Genomic DNA, 19,979 nt, shown 5'->3' with positions numbered 1-19,979 from the left:
CGCGCGCGTAAGGCGACAGCTAAACACCAATAAACAAAGGGCTTCTCGGAGTTCCCTTTGTTCTTCTTTTCATGCCCTTTTGCCAACCGAGCAAGAGGGAAAACTTCACGAATTATTCACTCAAAACATAGCGATTATGAAACAAAAACAATTAGAGAGATGGGCTTATGCGAAGCCCGCAGTTGAGGCCATCCAAATGGAGGCCCACAGTGAGTTGATGGACACCTCGTTCCCCAACAGCGGCGGACACAAAAAGGCCGATGACGACGGCGATGATCTGAGCGCCAAGCAAGGTTGGTTCGACGAGGACGAAGAAGAAGACGCTCCGCAACATTGGGGCATTTAACAAACAAATTAAAACAGAACAAACAAGATGAAGACAAACATTTTATCATTGCTCGCAATCGCCGGCCTATTATCCTTTGCCGGCTGCGCAAGCGACGACACAGCAAATAAAGATAACGACCAAGAGCTGGGTACCGAAGGCCTCACCAGCTTCGTAGAAGAAGACCAGGCAACCCGCACCACGGGCGAATATGATGGCTCGGGCTTGAATTTCTATTGGACCGAAGGTGACCGTCTATGGGTCAACGCTGGCACCGCAACATCTCCCGTATTGAAGCAGGACAGCAAGAACAATATCAGCGACCTACTTGTAGCTAATCCAGCTATACCGACCGGTGTTAAGCGAGCCGCCAAAGCCAGCTTTGCTTTCACCGGAACTTATACGGCTTCGAGTTATCCCGTGCGCTACACCGGTAAAAACGGAGTAGCAGACAAAGTAACGATCAATGCACAACAATATCAGTCTGTTCCTAACGATGCCAGTCATATCGGTGAAGATGGCGATTGCGGCGTAGCCAATGCACAAAAGCAGTCAGATGGTAAATACCATTTCACCCTCGACCATAAGGCTGCTTACCTCACCTTTATGCCCTATACTTCTCAGAGTGTAGTTTCCCAAGCTTCCCTCGTTTATATCAGGGTAACAGCCGACAAGGCCATTGCAGGTCAGTTCAACTTCAACGACAACGGTATCGACCTCACATCGCGCCCCACAGACGCATGGGCAAAAAGCATCCTGCTCATGCTCAACAACTTCACCATCCCCAAAGGCACGTCCCCCGACCCTTCCAAGAACGCAGCCATCATGGTATTAGCTCCCGGCACCTACAGCACTCTCACCGTGGAATACACCCTGAGAGACAAAATCACCCATATAGACGGCACCATTACCAAGACTTACAACAATATTACCCTTACTGCGGGCAAAAACCGTCGTGTGGTTACCGACCTGCAAGTGATCGACTACAGTCCATGGCTCAATTATTACTGCCAATGGGATGCTAAGGCTCCTTACTGGGATGGCGTAACCTTACCCGATGTGCTCGAAAACAATACCAATTACGATAGTTATGGCACTCGCTCCGCCAATAGCAACTGTAGCACCGCTAATAACGGCTCCGGTGTAGCCACCAATGCCGCCAACTCTTGCGCCATTGCCCCCAACGTCAACGAATTGCTTTATTACCAAAAGCATGGCGACCCACGTTATGAATCCAAAAACCTTTGGGCTTTCAAGGGTCACCTTTACGTGGGCGGTTTATGGTTGAAGAAGCAATCAGTAATCTACAACGACTTAAAAGCCGCAGGCTACAACCAGCTTACTTCTCAAGCAGACATGAAAGAAAAGTACTATTCATCCAGCACAGACGCAGCGGGCAGTGATTACCGTATCTCTATCCTTCCTCTCAGCGATGTCTCTTACTCCCGCGACATCCCCACCAATACCACCGATTACTTTTTCCTCCCAGCCTTGGGCTGTTTCAGCAATGGAACCCTCATGGATATCCACGAGGAACTTATCTATTGGTCGTCAAGTGGGGTGCCAGGCTATTCCGATACCTCATACTATCTAATCTGCCTTGGCCCCAAATTGGGCATATACGACTGGTCGGTCCGTAACCAGGGGTTCCTCGTGCGACCGTTTGAGTGATTCAAAGTGGTTACTACCCCTGTGAAAACCATTGCAATTAATATCCCCCTCGCGCTCCTCGCTTGACAGCCGAGGACGGAGGGTATCAACAAGAAATATTTTTTAGTTAACATATTTATTCATCCGCTTATGTGCGAAAAAGAGACAAAGACGAAAGGTCGGTAGGAAAGGGACGGAATGTTGTTCTGATATAGGTTTTGTCTACTCCTACTACAGACGAGATGTAGTCCTACTTCAGATGGCATCTACTCCTACTTTAGACGTGATGTAGTCCTAAGACAGACCAACCGCCGTCTGCGTTTCGATTTCAACCGTAAGCACAATACATTTAAAACTATGGCATTTTGGAAAAAGATCTTGATGAAAATTAACAACAGGTGGTACCCCAAATCTGTTTTGGTGGGTAGCCCCGTGAGTACAGAACAACTATGCAAGCGCATCGCTGCCGAATCAACTGTTAGCGCGGCCGACGTGCGTGCCGTGTTCACCGCGTTAGCACCAATTATGGCAGACTATATGGCACAAGGCCGTTCGGTGAAGCTTGACGGCATCGGCACTTTCTATTTCACCGCCGTGGCTGCCAAAGGCGGTGTGGCAACGGAGAAGGAAGTGACGACCAATCAAATCACCGGTGTTCGCGTGCGCTTCATTCCCGAAACACGTTTCAGCAAGAACGGTGCAGGTAGCGCTGCCGGCAAACGCGCCATCCGCGGCCTGTCGGACGTGGAGATTGAGTGGGAGGAATGGAAAGGCGAAGAGAAGAAAAAGCCCGCGAAACCTAAACCTTAGAAAGGTGAAAAAGTGATTTAAAAGTGAAAAGGTGAAAGAGTGAAAGGGTGAAAGCATGCCTGCCTGTGTGGTGCCAGCATCTTTTCACCCTTTCACCTTTTCACCTTTATCTATAAGCGGGGAGAACTAAAATGGGAGACCAACGGCGAAATGAAAAGAGACATCGCGACCGTAGCGAGGATGAAACAGGGGGTAATGCTCCTCGCGCGTGACATAAACCGGATTAATGGCCTTGACACCCATGTCAAGACGCAGGAGGAAATAATTGAAATTGAGTCTTAACCCCAACCCATAAGCCACGGCAATCTGTTTGTAAAACTCGCCGATCTTGAATTGTCCGCCAGGCTGTTCGGCATAATTACGGAGCGTCCAGATGTTGCCGGCATCGATGAAAAAGGCGCCGTCGAATTTCCAAAACAGGAAGGTGCGCAGCTCAGCGTTTAAGTCCAACTTCATGTCGCCGGTCTGATTGATGAAGTCAATAGCACCGTCTGTGCCGCGAAACTTACCCGGTCCCAAGCCGCGTACGCCCCAACCGCGTACCGAATTGGCCCCACCCGAGAAATATCTCTTTTCAAACGGCAACACCTTGCTGTTGCCATAAGGATAGGCAACGCCTAAGCCTGCATGCAGCGCCAGCAGATTATGCTCGTCGAAACGATGCAGATGGGTATAATCAAAATCAAACTTCGCATACTGAGCATAGGCTATATTAAACAAGGTGTATTGTCCGCGCCCATTCCTTTGCATGCTTGTGAGCCGCGAAACGACATTGAGCAGATTACCTGATGTCTCGGCATTGGCACGAATCACATTGACACCGTTGTTGTAAGTGAGACCGAACCCGATCTTCACAATAAACAGATCCTCATAATTATAGCGCAGAATGGCATTGCGATTGGTGGCGTTATCGAGATAGTTTTGCTTGAATGTCTCGCTGATCCAAGGCATGTAGACATAATTCAAGTCGAGGAAATCCAATCTATATGCAGTGTGGTGGCGAAGCTCCGCCCAGTTATAACGCCACGAAGCGGAGAAGACGCGGCGGTGAAATTCGGGTCGATTCTGTAAGTCCCAACCCAAGGCCAACTCTGATGTGGCTCGGCTACGGCGGCGGAATGTGCGCGACAGAAACGGCGCCACAAACCGCGGGAATCCCAGCTTGGTCTCGACGCTATACTCCTTGTAGTTGTGATTCTGATAACCTTCCAGCCCGGTGATGGCTTCGAAGGCCCCGCGCAACTGCACACTGAATGTCTCACTGCCGTGAAACAGATTACGGTTCTCATAGGTCAGCGATGCAGCCGCCCCGAAGTCGCCGGCCGTGTTGGTGCCTTCGGGTTGGAAAGCGATGGTCGACGGCTTGTTGGTGCTGAAATGAATATGGCAATCCAAGAGTGTGCTATCGGGTTGCTCGGTGAATCGGATATTGGTGTAGCGCACGGCCTGTAAGCGTGCAAAGTTATTGTAAGTGCGCTGCAAGTCGGCAGCACAGAAAGGTTGTCCCACCTTGATGGCCGTGTTATGTTCCAAAACCCGACGACGCAGGTGCAAGTGGACAGAATCGCTGCTCTGGTAAGTTACGTCACGAATGGTGTAACGAGGATGCAGCGTTTCGGGCGACTCGGCAGTGACACGATATTTCAACAGTTGGAGCGTGATATCCACCAGTCGGTTCCCGCGCGTTGAGTCGGCTTCGTATTGGATGAAGTCCTTATGAAAACGATAATAACCACTATCCAACAACAGCGTCGTGATGCGCTTTCGCTCGGCGTCCAAACGGTCTACGGTGAATTGCATCCCGGGCTTCAGCCCCTGCCGCTGCGCATCGGTCAGATGCGGCATGCGGGCAATGACCGAATCTTGAATATCATAGTTGACCGTTCCGATGCGGAAAGGTTCACCGGGATATAAGGTGTAAATGGCCTTGAGCCGCTTGCTCTTGACACGCGTTTCGAGTCCGACCACTGCGTTCATATATCCCATATTCTGTAAAGCCGTGCGCAGATCGTCGCACGAAAGGCGCGCCTGCAACGTGTCGAATATCACCGGTCGTTCGCCGATATGCTGCAACGTGCGGTTGATCCATCGGGTCGTATCCCGACCCGAAAGGGCATAGGTGCCCAAGGGGACCTTGAAGAGAGAAAACCAGCGCGAATTGGGCTTCTGTCGGATATAGGATTCAAGATAGGCTGTGTTGAGCGATTTGTCGGCCGACTTTATTTTTACCCGATCCAACAGATACGACCGGTCGGGCACAAACTTGGTGGCCGAACATGCCGCCAATACGACAACCGATGTTGCCAACCACAGACTCTTGGCAAGATGATTCATGATGATGCGTCGGAAATCCAATCTATTCAATGCTTTAAAATGAGATAAGTGGAGCAAAGTTACAATAAAACATATTAAAAACTCCGTTTTCCCTTGATCAAAAGCCTCAAAACAATAGTTTTTCACCAAAGACTCGCTATATTTAAGAAATATGTGAGTGAGCTATAAACTATCGGGCTGAAAGAAAGCGGCAGCGGACAAGAAATTCACTCCGACGATTTGGTTGGGCCAGGAAAAAGCAGTAAATTTGCTCGGGTAATCCGGAAATAAACCTATCCCATAGGAAAGAGACAAGGACTCAATTATAAATAGAATGATCAGCAAAGCCAAAATCAGCTATATCCGCTCATTGGCACGCAAGAAGAATCGTGCCGACACTGGGCTATTCGTTGCCGAAGGGCCGAAGACGGTGGGTGATCTGCTGACCGTCTTGCCTGCCCGAGCAGTCTTTGCCACAGTCGACTGGATAGTCGCTCATCGGCCATGCTCAGCCGGTCGACCGAGATTACGACGGTGACAGACGAAGAATTGCAGCATATCAGTTTCTTGCAGCATCCGCAGGAGGTGCTGGCCGTGTTCCCACAATTCGCAGACAGCACCGATGGATCGATCGCTTCACAAACCTTGTCGATGGCGCTCGATGGCGTTCAAGACCCTGGAAACCTCGGCACGATCATCCGCATAGCCGACTGGTTTGGTATAACCGACATCTTTTGCAGTCGCGACACAGCCGACGTCTATAATCCCAAGGTAGTGCAAGCAACTATGGGCAGCATCGCGAGAGTGCGCGTCACTTACACTGATCTGGTGCAGTTGATCGACTCTCTCCCAGCCGGTACGCCCGTTTACGGTACACTTTTAGATGGCAAGGATCTGTATGGCGAAACGCTGTCGGGTAACGGACTCATCGTGTTGGGCAACGAGGGCAATGGCATCTCGCCTGAGATTCGTAAGCGCGTCACACGCCGACTTCTCATTCCTAATTACCCGCCAGGTCGCGAGACAGCCGAGAGTCTCAACGTGGCCATCGCAGCCGCTATCGCATGCAGCGAGTTTCGGCGTCGTCAAACTCTTTAAAACAATCAATGAAAGGAATCAAATAATGGAAACAGAATTATACAAAAGCCGCAGTCACTCTGCCTGTATCAAAGCCGCTTACATCCTTTTCAGCACCCATCTCACCACCGTCTTCAAACGTACGTGGTTCCCGGTCCTGGTTTATTCGATGGTGTTGGCTGCGCTGATCATCCTATATATGCCGAACAAAGCATGGACAGATGCCGGCTTGTCGACACCATTCGAGAGGTTGTTGATCATGGGAGGCGTAGATGTTCTCGCCCTGGCTTCAAGCGTTTGGATCGCAACGGTCTTGGCAAGTCTGTTCAACGGTCTGCCAAAACGGTCTAATCTGTTGCACTCACTGTTGCTGAATGTCTTCTTAGCGGGCATCATCCTTCTGGCGGCGATCGTCCTCAGAGAAGGAGATGTACTCGCCATGAAGGCCCTATTCAGTATGAAAATGTCGGCAGAAACGGCTGGCGTGGCTTCATGGGGCATCCTAATCTTGCTTGCAACCATCATCGGCGCCGCCCTGTTGCCCCTTGCTTTCTCCCTCATGAAATATTGGATAGAGCCGGATATGAAACTGTCTGTCGTCTTCGGCAAAGCTTATCGCCGTGGCCTGCGGCATTGGGGCTTCCTCTTCATCACACTGTTTGTCATGGCGCTCATCTTCGGTCTTATCCTGTTTGTACTTTCGATACCCTTCGGAATCATAGCCATGGCGCAGGTGTGCAACCAAATAGGGATATTGCAAGGCGATCTGTCGGGCGTTCCGTCGGGATTCTCAGTTTTGCTTTACGGCACTGCTTTGATAACGTTTTTCCTCTCGATCTACCTTGTGATTTGGTCGATCTTCGTGCTCTATTATGCTTATGGTTCGATCGAAGCCACCGAACGGGAACGCGGTCAGATATGAAACCTGTATTTATGCTTTGCGCGTTGAGGCGTTGTCGGGCTAAAAACGCCTGAGAACCCGCTATGGGTCACGCCGCGATACTGCGCCCAACGATCGCGAATGCGCGATACATATCCCACCGTTTCACCACCACGCATATAGCCATAACGCACTACTGGATCGGTGTAGTAAGCCGATTCGCGTAGCTTTAAAACAAATTCTGAAACGTCGTCCCAGCGGTATGGATCTCGATTATACTTACGGGCGAGTGCCATGGCGTCACGAATGTGGAAATAACCGCCATTATAACTGGCCAGCACGAAGTAATAACGCTCCACCCGATTACGCACATCCGAAAACTTACCCTCTAACTCTTGCAAATATTTAGCCGATGCAGCGATGTTCGATTCTGGATCGAACATCTTCGATTGAGGTAGGCCCAGGTGGGCGGCTGTCCCCGGCATAATCTGCATCAGTCCGCAAGCACCTGCCCAAGAACGCGCTTGCGGATCGAAAGTAGATTCCTGATAGCATTGTGCCGCCATTAGTCTCCAATCCCAACGAGCCAACGGAGCATATTTCTGAAAGTAGTGATCATAGTGCGAGATCACGCCACCCGCACGGTTCAACATCGGCGAAAAGACCCTGCGTGTCACACTTCGGGTGGACAATAAGAATGCTTCCTCTGCACGAATCTCTTGGATCATTCTCGGCTTAAACCATCGGTTGAGTGCGTCTGCCAATTCGTTGTTGCTCGACTGCACTGCCCATTGTGTACGAAGAGAATCTATTCTTGTTCCGCAAAACATCACGCCGCGCGTGGTTCGAGGTAACTGAAAAGCCGCAATATCACCATCGCCTTTGCGCAAACGCGTTACCAACTCTGTCGTATCCTTGCAAACTTCCACTCGAAGAGACACACCCAACTTCTGGGCAAACTTCTCGCACAGCAGATATTGCGTGCCTAAGCCATGTCCGTGATAGTCATAATAATTGTCGGGACCCGTTAACGTAAGCATTATCAACTCGCCGTTATTCACAATATCATTGAGTTTGAAGTCGCCGGAAGCAGGTATCGAATCGCTGTCCAGCGATGTTCCCCAAGGCGTTGTCACCGGTTCTCTCTTCTCGGAACAACTTATCATGAAAGCGAGAAGAAACAAAAAACAGATCGATTTGATGTGCATACGAAAACGATACAAAAGTAATACATTTCTTGGAAATATCTTTTGAAATACCTATTTTTGTGCTGTGAAACGCTGATTAACCATCAATGAGAAGTTTACAAGAACTGATTCGCCCCAATATTCATGCGCTTTCGATGTCCGCCGACTTCTTTGCTACAAGCGAAACGCGTGAAACCGGCATCCGACTCGATGCCAACGAAAATCCTTACAACGCTCCTTTTAATCGTTATCCCACTGATTTGGAACGGCAATTCAAGGCTTTGATCGCCGAAATCAGGGGTATCCCAGCCGAGCAGATCACATTGGCCAACGGCAGCGACGAACTGATTGACCTATCATTTCGTATCTTTTGTCGACCACAAAAAGATAATGCAGTAGCCATTTCGCCCACTTACACAATGTATCAACACTATGCCGATCTCAACGAAACGACTTATCGGGCCGTGATACTTGACGAACGATTCGCACTTTCGGCTCGGAAAGTGCTCGATGCATGCGATGTGCGCACCAAAATAATATGGCTTTGTTCACCCAACAACCCTTCGGGTAACAGTCTCGAACGCGAAGAGATGTTGCAGGTCGTAACCAAATTCAATGGCATTGTCGTCGTCGACGAGGCTTACGGCGACTTTGCCGCGCAACGTTCGATGCGTCATGAGATCGCCACCCACCCCAATCTGATCGTGCTCAACACGTTGAGTCACGCATGGGGAAACGCTGCCATCCGATTAGGCATGGCTTTTGCGCAACGCGACATCATCGATGTTTTCGAGCGAGTGCGTCCTCCGCACGCCATCAACAAGCTCACTTTGCAACAAGCCATCGAGTCGATTCGCGATCCGTATGAGGTAGACAAGTGGGTGCGGATGCTGCTTTTGGAACGCCGCCGGATGCTCGACGCGCTGCGAGAGTTGCCCATCTGCGAAGCCGTCTACCCCACCGACGCCAACTTTATACTTGTCAGGATGACCGATGCAGCGGCCATTTACGATACTTACTGCACAAACAGATCTTTGTTTGCATGCTCATCGACACACCGCTTTGCACAAATTGCCTACGTATTTCTATCGGGACCAAGAGCGAAAACAATGCTTTGCTTGCCGCATTGAGACAGTATTACTAAGACAGCAGCACAGAGCTGCATTCTCATTCATGCTTCATTGCACTGCAATTGACGGTTAGTTGCAGCGCGATGAAGCGTTAGTTGCAGTGCATTTAACCATTAATCAGTGCACGCTTTATATCACTCGCGCATTTATTTTCTAATTCTCCCCCTCCTTAACTCATCCGTTTGTCCACTCGTCAAGACGTTCACTCGTCCACTTCTCACCCTCGTCCACCTGTCAAACACTTCTTTTTTCAACGAATTTAAATCTTGTTTGATATAAATATAGGTTAGTATTGAAAAAACGGTTATATTTGCACACATAACAACCAACAATCACTCCAAACATTATGACTATTACAATGATTATCGAGCTGCTCATTGTCTTGCTGGCTCTTTGGGTGGGTTCCCGATACGGAAGCCTCGCTCTTGGTGCTATTTCGGGTATCGGACTCGCACTACTCGTATTTGGATTCGGATTGAAACCAGGCTCGCCGCCGACCGATGTCATCTATATCATCATCGCAGCTGTGACTTGTGCGGGTATCTTACAGGCTTCGGGCGGTATGGATTGGCTCATTCAAGTGGCCGAACGATTGCTTCGTAAGCATCCCGATCGCATCACGTTTCTGGCTCCATTGTGCACGTTTTTCCTCACAGTATTGGTCGGCACAGGGCATGTTGTCTACACATTGATGCCGATTATTTGCGACATTGCTATCAAAAAAGGCATCCGGCCCGAGCGTCCCTGCGGTGTGGCCAGCGTTGCTTCACAAGTGGGCATCACGTGTTCACCTATCGCTGCGGCCGTGGTGGCATTCGTTACGATTTCGAGTGCTTATCATTTCGATGTCACCATACCGCAAGTGCTGATGGTGACAATCCCCGCTTGCCTATGCGGATTGATGGCAGCAGCGGTCGCTTCTTATCATCGCGGATTGGATTTGGATAAAGATCCGATGTTCCAAACTAAATTGCAAGATCCTGTTCAATACACTTACATTTACGGAGAAACGGCTACGACACTCGACAAAAAGATCGACGCGAATGCCAAACGATCCGTCTATATCTTCTTCGGCGCACTGGCTGTCATCGTGTTGTTTGCTATTTTCCAGGGGCTTCTGCCGAGTTATGATGAAGTGCAAGTGGTGAAAGGCGGGCAAAGTAGCATCACACTCATAAACGGTGTGAGTGAGTCGGCAGCGCAATTAGCCCAAGCCGGCGTAGTGGTGAAAGGCGTCACAGAAGGAGTGTCGAAGTATTTGAAGATGAATCTCGTCATTCAGATCATCATGATCAGTGCTGCGGCGCTGATGATCATCTGCTGTAAGCTTCGCCGAAAAAAGCTGTGAATGGTGCAGTTTGGCAAAGTGGCATGGTCGCCGTGGTCGCAATCTACGGCATCGCATGGCTTGCCGACACTTACTTCGGCAACTATCTGAAAGAGATGCAGGCTATGCTGGGCAACATGGTGGCGTCTTATCCATGGAGCATCGCCATTGCTTTCTTCCTGGTTTCGGTGTTAATCAATTCCCAAGGAGCTGTGGTCGTGGCGATGTTGCCGTTGGCTTACAAGCTGAACATCGACGGATGGGTGTTGCTGGGCGTATTTCCGAGTGTTTACGGTTACTTCTTCATCCCGAATTATCCATCAGATATTGCTACCGTCAACTTCGATCGGTCGGGCACGACAGTGATTGGTAAATATCTGCTAAACCACAGTTTCATGATGCCGGGCCTCGTGAGCGTCATCACGAGTACGCTCGTTGCCTACGCGTTATCGTATGTTTTCCATGGCATTTTAGGCTTGTATTGATACGATAAGTCATGCATCGATCAGTCGGCGGTGTTAAGTCGCATTCTCATTCATGCTTTATCGCATTGCAATCAAGCGTTAGTTGGCGTGCATTTAACCATTAATCAGCATAGCATTCTGATCGGATTGGGAAACAGACAACGCCGCAAGCTCGGATGACTTGCGGCGTTGTCGTATGCATTGATCGAATAAATTCAAATCACAAATGACCTTTCTATCATCTATTCTTGCGTAAATAGAGATTGGTGTATTGATAATAAGCCTGCGCTTTCATGATGAGCGACGGTTGCGGTCGATGTGTCGGCGTCTCTTCGAAAGTGCCGTCAGCAAGCGGCGTCACATCATATTGCGTGATCTTTTTCACTGGCGAAAGAATCGTCAGACGATTATTCTCCAAATAACCCAAGTCCTGATACGTGGCCATGAAAGCCCGGGAATGAAACGACGGAGACAGAATGTCTTGGCCGGCAAAGCGAACCCGACACCGCAAATGAAGCAAAGCAAATAGTGTCGGCATCACGTCGATCTGCGAACAAACTTTATCGACCGACTTGGGTGCTATGCGTCCGGGACTATAAATGAAGCCGGGAATATGGTATCTGTCTATCGGCAACGATGTCTTTCCGGCACTCGAAGCGCAATGGTCGGCAATGATGACAAACACGGTGTTGCCAAACCACGGTTTGCGAGAGGCATCGCGGATAAACTTCCCAATAGCATAATCGGTGTATTTCACGGCAGCCTCACGTGTGTTTTTATCTCCATCAACCTTGATCTTGCCGTCGGGATAGGTGTAAGGACGGTGATTGCTGGTTGTCATAAACTGTGCAAAGAAAGGCCGTTTACGCTTCGCATTGTCATCAAAAACTTTCAAACCTTTATTAAATATGTCTTCGTCACACACGCCCCATATATTAGAAAAGGTGATGTCATGCTGATTGATCGACGAACGATCAATAACTTGATAGCCATTGTGCGAAAAGAAGTCGCCCATATTATCGAAATAGCTGTCGCCTCCATACAAATACTGCACCAAATAACCCTGTTTCCGAAGCACATCACCCACAGACAAACTCCCCATTCGATTGTTTTTTTGTTTGATAATACTTTCGCCGGCACTCGGAGGAATGCAAAGCGAAAGAGCCTCTAAGCCGCGAACGGTTCGGTTTCCATTCGCATACAGTCGATCAAAGACCAAACTCTGATCCATCAATCGGTCAATATTGGGCGTGATCTGCTCCTTGTTGCCGTATCGTTTCAAGAAATCTGCACTCAAACTCTCCACTGTGATGAGCACGATATTGCAGCGTTGAGGTTGCAACGAATCACCGATCGACTTCTCACCCTGCATATCCAAGCCCGCCAATTGACGGTAAAGCGTCTTGCACTTTTGTTCGGGAAGCATCGCATAAAAGCATCGTAATCCAGCCGACTGCTCTGAAAGGCAATCACAAAATCGCATGCACCATTCTGCTCCAACTGTGTAACATATTGGTTTTGACTCGACAACGAATGTGTCGATACTGTTATTCCATAACCGACAGCACAAAAAAGCAGGTAGATCCCTAAGTGAACTGCCAGAAGTTTAGGGCCGTAGAGCTTCTCCAATTTGAATCGTTCTTTCCGCGATTGCCCATAAATGATACCCACCGAAAGCATCAACAGCACCGCGCTCAATGGCATGATGGCATAAGATTCCATGATATTGCCAATCACTTCATGCGTGTAAACAAGATAATCCACGGCAATGAAGTTGTATCTCACGCCGAATTCCTGCCAAAACAGATATTCGCCAACGGCAACAACCAACATAAGAAACACGTAAACAGCCCATGCAAAATAAAGAGACAGTCTCCGCCACACCATTCTGATCCGTGGAATGAAATGGCGGAAAGAGAAACTCAGCAGTTTCCAACCTAAAAAGAGGTGGGCCACTTTCGGTGCGCCGCCACCATACTGATAAAAAATAGACTGAGGCCAATACGAATAGAGAAAAGCCACCAACAGTAAAACGTTGATGACCAAGCCTGTCTTTCGTCCATACTTCACTTCATTCAGACCGAGATAGAGAATCATCAGCGGGACAGTGAGCAAAATCCCCATACCGAAATCGGCCAAAATGCCCACGCCCAAACATCTGAACACCGACCCAAAAGTGAGACCAGCATCGGAAGGCGTGGTCAACATCAGGATTATACGAAGCAGAAAACCGACAGCAAGATATGCTTTCAGAAACTTACACATCATCAGGAAAACGGGATTTCTGCGTCGCACGCTTCCTTCTTGAAAGAAATGAGCCTTCATTTATACGTTTTTATTTGGGACGCAAAATTACAAAACAATTTTAAAAAAGCTATCCGTTCACATCTTGTTTTTACATAAAAAGTGAGCACGAATTGATGTAATGAGCAATCAGATCAGGTAGAAAACCATGGCGAAAAGTCGCTTTTCACGATGTTTTTCCTTATTTTTGCCCGCAAATTCGCATCCGAAATGAGAAAGATCTCTAAACATTTAGGACTCTATGTCGTGTATATCGGCGTGCTGACGTTGCTGATCTGCTATGCAACGGGCTGGACTCGGTATAATATTCCGATGCTGACCGGCTTGGCATTGATCATCATCGGCATCATCATCCATATCGTTTTGCAACGCCGAGACGGCATTTATTGAATGGCAAAACGCATAATGAGAAATAACCAGCAAATGAAGCGTATTTTCATTCACCGTTAAATGCACGACAACGAACGGTCTTTTGCCGCGCAACGAACCATTAATCGAAGCACAACTCACGCTTCGTTAGAAACAGCTCCCAAACACATGGGCCAACCAATTGGTCAAAAGCTAATTCGTCAATGAAATAACGACACGGGCGACAAAACGTGTTTCAGTCTGTCTCTTTATCTTTCGGGGTACCAACAAAAAGGGCTTATCCTATGCGGATAAACCCTTTTCCTAATTACATTCCACTATTGATCGATTCGTCTTAATCCTCTTCCGGCGTAATCAATTTGTAACCTTTGCCGTGGATATTGATGATTTCGATCTGGTCGTCATCTTTCAAATGCTTGCGCAATTTAGTGATATACACATCCATCGAACGCGCATTGAAATAGTTGTCATCAATCCAAATGGTCTTCAAAGCAAAGTCGCGCTGCAAAATTTCATTAGCATGCGAACAGAGAAGCGCCAAGAGTTCGTTTTCTTTCGTGGTCAACTTGGTCTGCTTGTCACCGATGGTGAGCAGCTGTTTCTGCGTGTCGAAGGTGAAGCGACCGATGTGATAAACAGAGCATTCCTTGTTTTTCTTACCACGAACACGGCGCAAGATTGCTTCCACCCGCAGCACGAGCTCTTCCATCGAGAACGGTTTGGTGATATAATCATCTGCTCCAATCTTGAAGCCTTCAAGTATATCTTCTTTCAATGTCTTAGCCGTGAGGAAAATGATCGGCATCTCGGCGTTGGCCTGCCGAATCTCCTGGGCCAGCGTGAAACCGTCTTTCTTGGGCATCATCACGTCGAGCACGCAGATGTCAAACTTGTTTTTCATGAACTCTTTATATCCGGCATCGCCGTCAGGACATAGCGTTGCCTGATAACCTTTGGCCTGTAAATATTCACGAAGCAACATTCCGAGGTTCTCATCATCCTCGCAAAGCAAGATTTTTAATTTCTCATCCATAGTCGTTGTTATTTTAAAAGTTAATGATATTGTTGTTATTTAATCCTTAATGATCGGCAATTTGATGGTGAACGTGGTGCCTTTGCCCCACTCGCTGTCCACATGAATCTCGCCTCTATGCAGATCGACCACCTTCTTGACATACGCAAGTCCGAGCCCGAAACCCTTTGCATCGTGTCTGTTTCCAGTGTGAACGCGATAAAACTTTTCAAAGATCTTTTTCAGATTATCCTTCTTAATGCCGATACCCGTGTCCCGAATAGACAGATAGAGACTGTTGTCATCGTTCCAAGTCTTCATATATATGTCGAGCGAACGATCGGGATTGCTGTATTTCACAGCGTTGTCCATCAAGTTGAAGATCGCATTTTGGAAGTGCATCTCATCCACATAGATCTTCGAATCAACGGCTTCGATATCAGTATAGATCTTTCCGCCCGTATGCTCTACACGTAAGGTAAAAGAGTTGGCAATATTTTCCACCATCTCGTTGAGATCGAGTTCTTTCTTGCGAAACACTGCCTTACGACGGTCAAACATCGACATCTGCAACACCTTTTCCACCAAGAAGCGCAATCTTTTGGTCTCGTCATTGATCACCTTACCCAAATGCGCCATCATCGTTTCGCTCTTCGTCACGCCGGGATCATTGAGCATCTGCGCCGCCAACGAAATACTGGCGATCGGCGTCTTCAATTCGTGCGTCATATTGTTGATGAAGTCGTTCTTGATCTCCGTGTAACGCTTCTGCCGGAAGATGACAACGATCGTGAAGATAAACGTCACCAGCAACACCAACGTGAAGATCACCGAAGGAATCATAAACCGAATCGACGAGAAGATGTAGCTATTCATATCCGGGAAGTGAATCCTCACGATGCCCGTTTTAGAGGCAGGTTCGTTGCGGAAGAGCTGCTGCGAGTAGGAATACTCTATCCCGTCGTCGGTGTAATCAGGACAACGATAGATCTCCCGACCGTCTTGCGTCGACACCGTGAAATGATACGGAATCCGGATACCATTCGAACTCAATGCCGTTTTGAGATTCAAGTCCAGCAATTTGAAATTGACCCGATCGCGCAACGACTTGTCCGAAGCCGCATACAAGATGCCGTTGACCACCTCATCGAGCAATGATTTTTGATAATTATATCCGCTCTTGACCAGCTCCTGCATCGATTTCGACGTCTCGTCGAGCGATTTCCGGTCGTTGTTCAGTATCAGCCCCTTCGGTCTCTGCGACAATTTGGTGGTGATCGTCTTCAACTTAAACTCCGAGTAATCTGTCTCGCGCTTCTTCGACGCATGCCGATGCGTATGTCGACTGCTCTTTTCCAGCGAGTCTTTCTTTGAAGTACGCCGCGTTTCCTCGCTCACATATTTGTCAAGATAATGCAGCGTCTCGTTCAACTCCAAGTTTCGAGACGCCTGATAGAGCGCCCTGTGAACCGATTCGTCGAATTGCTCCTTCTTCATCTCAGCCATCTCCTCGATGTATTTGAGCTGGAGATAAAGCAAGGCAAGGAACGAGAGTCCCATGATAATTGCTATTGTCCAAATCGTTTTCTTCTTCATAACTGCAAAGATAACCGAAAAAATTAAAGCGTTAACACAATGATGTTAACTAATTCCATGATATTTTGTTTCGTTAACTATAACCGGGAATTTAAATACATATAATAAAACAATATCCCATTTACCCATCGCCAACGATCCACCAACGCATCCATGCTCAACAACCCACGCTTCCCTCAATATCCTACTCATGCAAAGATCATTCTTTCCAATAGCACTCGCAATTGAGAGAACGTATTCTTTTTGAAATATCATCGTGATGAGAAATTTGTTTCATCATGATGAAAATTTAATACCATCGTGATGAAACTAATTTCTCATCACGATGATATTCCGATTTGGATATGATCTCTGCATTACGAGTAGCGGTAGAAAAAGATACGAATTCCCGAGTAAATGAATAAGCGAACGATCATAGGAGGCGGACGAGATGATCATAGGGGGCGGACGAAAGAGCGCCGTGAGAGACTGTCATGCGGGGTGTTTGCGATAACAAACAGAAATGTAAAGTCGACTTTGCATTTTTCCGGGTAAAAGTTTTGCTACGTGATGAAATTGACGTATATTTGCAGCGCAGAATGAGATCTAACATTCATATAATATATATAAACCCACTATGAGCGAAAAAAGAGTTTATACCTTCGGCAACGGTAAGGCCGAAGGCAAGGCGGATATGAGAAATCTGCTGGGCGGTAAAGGCGCTAATTTGGCTGAGATGAACTTGATCGGCGTTCCTGTTCCTCCGGGATTCACGATCACCACGGATGTTTGTAACGAATACTTTGAGCGGGGCAAGGCCGAAGTTGTAGCCTTGTTGCGAAAAGAAGTCGAAGCATCGGTGCACCACATTGAGAAGTTGATGAATGCCAAATTCGGCGATGTTGCTAATCCGCTGCTGGTGTCGGTGCGCTCGGGTGCGCGTGCTTCGATGCCGGGCATGATGGACACGATTCTGAATTTGGGATTGAACGACGAAGTGGTCGAGGGTTTGGCCAAGAAGACTGGCAACGAGCGGTTTGCTTATGACAGTTATCGTCGGTTCGTGCAGATGTATGGCGACGTGGTGCTCGGTATGAAGCCCGTCAACAAGGAAGATATCGATCCCTTTGAGGCCATCATTCAGCAGGTGAAAGCCAAGCGCGGTATCAAGCTCGACAATGAGATGAGTGTGGAGGAACTCAAAAGTCTTGTGACGCTCTTCAAGCAGGCGATCAAGAAGCAGACGGGTAAAGATTTCCCGACCGATCCGATGACTCAGCTATGGGGGGCGATCTGTGCCGTGTTTGACAGTTGGATGAACGAGCGTGCGATCCTCTATCGCAAGATGGAAGGTATCCCTTCGGAATGGGGCACGGCTGTTTCGGTGATGGCGATGGTATTCGGCAACATGGGCAACACGTCGGCTACGGGTGTTTGCTTCAGTCGTGATGCCGCCACGGGCGAAAACAGGTTCAACGGCGAATATCTCGTCAATGCACAAGGCGAGGATGTGGTTGCCGGCATTCGCACGCCGCAACAGATCACGAAGGAAGGCAGTCTGCGTTGGGCCAAGTTGCAGGGCGTCGACGAGGAGGTTCGGGCTTCGAAATATCCCTCGATGGAAGAGGCTATGCCCGAGATCTATGCCCAGCTGAATGATCTTCAGAACAAGCTCGAGAAGCATTACCACGACATGCAGGATATGGAGTTTACGGTGCAGGAAGGCAAGCTGTGGTTCTTGCAGACCCGCAACGGAAAGCGCACGGGTACGGCTATGGTGAAGATTGCGATGGATCTGCTTCGCGAGGGCGAGATCGATGAGAAGACCGCACTGAACCGTTGCGAGCCTAACAAGCTCGACGAGCTGCTGCATCCAGTGTTTGACAAGCTCGCACAGAGTCAGGCCAAGGTGCTCACACGGGGTTTGCCGGCATCGCCGGGCGCTGCTTGCGGACAGATCGTGTTCTTTGCCGACGATGCAACGAAGTGGCATGCCGATGGTCATGAGGTGATCATGGTGCGGATCGAGACTTCGCCCGAGGATCTGGCCGGTATGTCGGCTGCCGAAGGCATATTGACCGCTCGCGGCGGCATGACTTCGCACGCTGCGGTGGTTGCCCGCGGTATGGGTAAATGCTGTGTGTCGGGTGCTGGTGCGATCAGCGTTGACTATAAGGCTCGCGCGGTGGAGATAGACGGTGTGGTGCTGAAAGAGGGCGACTATATTTCGCTGAACGGTTCGACGGGTGAGGTTTATCTGGGCGAAGTGCAGACCAAACCGGCTGAGGTGAGCGGCGACTTTGCCGAGCTGATGAAGCTCTGCGAGAAATATACCAAGCTGCAAGTACGCACCAATGCCGACACGCCCCACGATGCCAAGGTGGCCCGTGGTTTCGGTGCGTTGGGTATCGGTTTGTGCCGTACGGAGCACATGTTTTTCGAGAACGAGAAGATCAAGGCCATGCGCGAGATGATTTTGGCTGAGACCACCGACGGTCGGAAGAAAGCGCTCGAAAAACTTCTGCCCTATCAGAAACAAGATTTCTATGGCATCTTGAAGGCTATGGATGGTTATCCCGTGAATGTTCGTCTGCTGGATCCACCTCTCCACGAGTTTGTGCCTCACGATCTGGAAGGTCAGGAGGCGATGGCTAAGGAGATGGGCGTGAGCGTTCAGCACATCCAACAACGCGTGAACTCGCTGAGCGAGCACAATCCTATGCTGGGTCATCGCGGTTGCCGATTGGGGAACACTTATCCCGAGATTACGGCCATGCAGACCAAAGCGATTCTGGGTGCAGCCATCCAATTGAAGAAAGAGGGTTATGACCCGCATCCCGAGATCATGGTTCCGCTGATTGGTATTGTCAAAGAGTTTGACGTGCAGGAAGCAGTCATCCGGAAGACAGCCGAAGAACTGTTCAGCGAAGAAGGCGTAGAGATTCCTTACCGTGTCGGTACGATGATCGAAATACCGCGCGCAGCACTCACCGCCGACATGATCGCGAAGAAAGCCGAATATTTCAGCTTCGGAACCAACGACCTCACGCAGATGACCTATGGTTATAGCCGCGACGACATCGCGAGCTTCCTGCCCGTGTATTTGGAGAAGAAGATTCTGAAAGTGGATCCTTTCCAAGTGCTCGACCAGCAAGGTGTGGGTCAGCTTATTGAAATGGCCGTGAAGAAAGGGCGCAGCACTCGCCCCGACTTGGTGTGCGGTATCTGCGGCGAACACGGCGGCGAACCAACTTCGGTCAAGTTCTGCCACAGAGTGGGATTGAACTATGTGAGCTGCTCTCCGTTCCGTGTTCCCATCGCACGTCTGGCTGCGGCACAGGCGGCAGTGGAATAAATACGCCATCCCCTAATGATGAATCATTTCAGATGATACGCTTGGCACAGAGTCCGGTAAAGACACCGGACTCGTGCCTTTGTTTTATTCCCAGACAGATAGATAGAAGTTTGCAGGGGAAATGTCTTTAATAAAAAGCGCAAAGTGATATTCTAATTACGGAATAATTGTTAACTTTGCATCCGCAACATATATAAGAGC

The 19,979-nt window shown here is 48.9% G+C and carries 10 protein-coding genes and 4 pseudogenes; 9 read left to right on the top strand and 5 right to left on the bottom strand.

Annotated features, from left to right (window positions below):
• Window positions 1-136: 136 nt before the first annotated feature.
• From JCM12259_RS05960 to JCM12259_RS05950, 3 genes are all read left to right on the top strand, one after another.
• Window positions 137-346 (top strand): hypothetical protein, encoded by a 210-nt coding sequence (locus JCM12259_RS05960; protein ID WP_025065765.1) that lies wholly within the window; start codon window positions 137-139, stop codon window positions 344-346.
• Between the two features lie 27 nt (window positions 347-373).
• Window positions 374-1,996 (top strand): hypothetical protein, encoded by a 1,623-nt coding sequence (locus tag JCM12259_RS05955; protein ID WP_025065764.1) that lies wholly within the window; start codon window positions 374-376, stop codon window positions 1,994-1,996.
• A 336-nt stretch (window positions 1,997-2,332) separates the two neighbouring features.
• On the top strand, window positions 2,333-2,785 hold the full coding sequence (locus JCM12259_RS05950) for an HU family DNA-binding protein (protein WP_025065763.1): 453 nt from the start codon (window positions 2,333-2,335) through the stop codon (window positions 2,783-2,785).
• Between the two features lie 126 nt (window positions 2,786-2,911).
• On the opposite strand, the gene tamL is transcribed toward JCM12259_RS05950, so the two are convergent.
• A complete protein-coding gene (tamL, locus tag JCM12259_RS05945) occupies window positions 2,912-5,119 on the bottom strand; it encodes a translocation and assembly module lipoprotein TamL (protein WP_025065762.1) in 2,208 nt (735 codons plus the stop codon).
• 313 nt (window positions 5,120-5,432) lie between these two features.
• Here tamL and JCM12259_RS14120 point away from each other — a divergent pair.
• A pseudogene (locus JCM12259_RS14120) lies at window positions 5,433-6,196 on the top strand (RNA methyltransferase).
• A gap of 25 nt (window positions 6,197-6,221) precedes the next feature.
• Window positions 6,222-7,097 (top strand): hypothetical protein, encoded by an 876-nt coding sequence (locus JCM12259_RS05935; RefSeq protein WP_025065761.1) that lies wholly within the window; start codon window positions 6,222-6,224, stop codon window positions 7,095-7,097.
• On the opposite strand, the gene JCM12259_RS05930 is transcribed toward JCM12259_RS05935, so the two are convergent.
• Window positions 7,088-8,263, bottom strand: a complete 1,176-nt coding sequence (locus JCM12259_RS05930; RefSeq protein WP_025065760.1) for an MltF family protein — start codon at window positions 8,261-8,263, stop codon at window positions 7,088-7,090. The genes JCM12259_RS05935 and JCM12259_RS05930 overlap by 10 nt on opposite strands.
• 86 nt (window positions 8,264-8,349) lie before the next feature.
• Here JCM12259_RS05930 and hisC point away from each other — a divergent pair.
• Together hisC and JCM12259_RS15795 are read left to right on the top strand one after the other, a co-directional pair.
• Window positions 8,350-9,386, top strand: a pseudogene (gene hisC / locus JCM12259_RS14115) (histidinol-phosphate transaminase).
• A gap of 332 nt (window positions 9,387-9,718) precedes the next feature.
• Window positions 9,719-11,184, top strand: a pseudogene (locus JCM12259_RS15795) (anaerobic C4-dicarboxylate transporter).
• 217 nt (window positions 11,185-11,401) lie between these two features.
• Here JCM12259_RS15795 and JCM12259_RS14100 read toward each other — a convergent pair.
• Window positions 11,402-13,488: pseudogene (locus JCM12259_RS14100) on the bottom strand (LTA synthase family protein).
• 189 nt (window positions 13,489-13,677) lie between these two features.
• Here JCM12259_RS14100 and JCM12259_RS05910 point away from each other — a divergent pair.
• Complete coding sequence (locus JCM12259_RS05910) at window positions 13,678-13,857, top strand: hypothetical protein (protein WP_025065759.1); 180 nt, start codon at window positions 13,678-13,680, stop codon at window positions 13,855-13,857.
• A gap of 313 nt (window positions 13,858-14,170) precedes the next feature.
• On the opposite strand, the gene rprY is transcribed toward JCM12259_RS05910, so the two are convergent.
• Together rprY and JCM12259_RS05900 are read right to left on the bottom strand one after the other, a co-directional pair.
• A complete protein-coding gene (gene rprY / locus JCM12259_RS05905) occupies window positions 14,171-14,869 on the bottom strand; it encodes a response regulator transcription factor RprY (RefSeq protein WP_025065758.1) in 699 nt (232 codons plus the stop codon).
• A gap of 39 nt (window positions 14,870-14,908) precedes the next feature.
• Complete coding sequence (locus tag JCM12259_RS05900; protein WP_025065757.1) at window positions 14,909-16,444, bottom strand: sensor histidine kinase; 1,536 nt, start codon at window positions 16,442-16,444, stop codon at window positions 14,909-14,911.
• 616 nt (window positions 16,445-17,060) lie between these two features.
• Here JCM12259_RS05900 and ppdK point away from each other — a divergent pair.
• Window positions 17,061-19,778: a pyruvate, phosphate dikinase gene (gene ppdK / locus JCM12259_RS05890; RefSeq protein WP_025065755.1), complete on the top strand. Its 2,718-nt coding sequence runs from the start codon at window positions 17,061-17,063 to the stop codon at window positions 19,776-19,778.
• The last annotated feature ends 201 nt before the right edge of the window (window positions 19,779-19,979 follow it).

Origin of the sequence: Hoylesella enoeca JCM 12259, assembly GCF_000613405.1 — a bacterium.
In the GTDB taxonomy this organism is placed as follows: Bacteria; Bacteroidota; Bacteroidia; order Bacteroidales; family Bacteroidaceae; genus Prevotella; species Prevotella enoeca.
Note: the sequence above shows the minus strand (reverse complement) of the source record. Positions and strands in the feature narration are given on the sequence as shown.

What these genes read in the sequence shown, in the direction of transcription:
- JCM12259_RS05960 (WP_025065765.1), top strand. Translation starts at nt 137, where the DNA reads ATGAAACAAAAACAATTAGAGAGATGGGCTTATGCGAAGCCCGCAGTT.
- JCM12259_RS05955 (WP_025065764.1), top strand. Translation starts at nt 374, where the DNA reads ATGAAGACAAACATTTTATCATTGCTCGCAATCGCCGGCCTATTATCC.
- JCM12259_RS05950 (WP_025065763.1), top strand. Translation starts at nt 2,333, where the DNA reads ATGGCATTTTGGAAAAAGATCTTGATGAAAATTAACAACAGGTGGTAC.
- tamL (WP_025065762.1), bottom strand. Translation starts at nt 5,119, where the DNA reads ATGAATCATCTTGCCAAGAGTCTGTGGTTGGCAACATCGGTTGTCGTA.
- JCM12259_RS05935 (WP_025065761.1), top strand. Translation starts at nt 6,222, where the DNA reads ATGGAAACAGAATTATACAAAAGCCGCAGTCACTCTGCCTGTATCAAA.
- JCM12259_RS05930 (WP_025065760.1), bottom strand. Translation starts at nt 8,263, where the DNA reads ATGCACATCAAATCGATCTGTTTTTTGTTTCTTCTCGCTTTCATGATA.
- JCM12259_RS05910 (WP_025065759.1), top strand. Translation starts at nt 13,678, where the DNA reads ATGAGAAAGATCTCTAAACATTTAGGACTCTATGTCGTGTATATCGGC.
- rprY (WP_025065758.1), bottom strand. Translation starts at nt 14,869, where the DNA reads ATGGATGAGAAATTAAAAATCTTGCTTTGCGAGGATGATGAGAACCTC.
- JCM12259_RS05900 (WP_025065757.1), bottom strand. Translation starts at nt 16,444, where the DNA reads ATGAAGAAGAAAACGATTTGGACAATAGCAATTATCATGGGACTCTCG.
- ppdK (WP_025065755.1), top strand. Translation starts at nt 17,061, where the DNA reads ATGAGCGAAAAAAGAGTTTATACCTTCGGCAACGGTAAGGCCGAAGGC.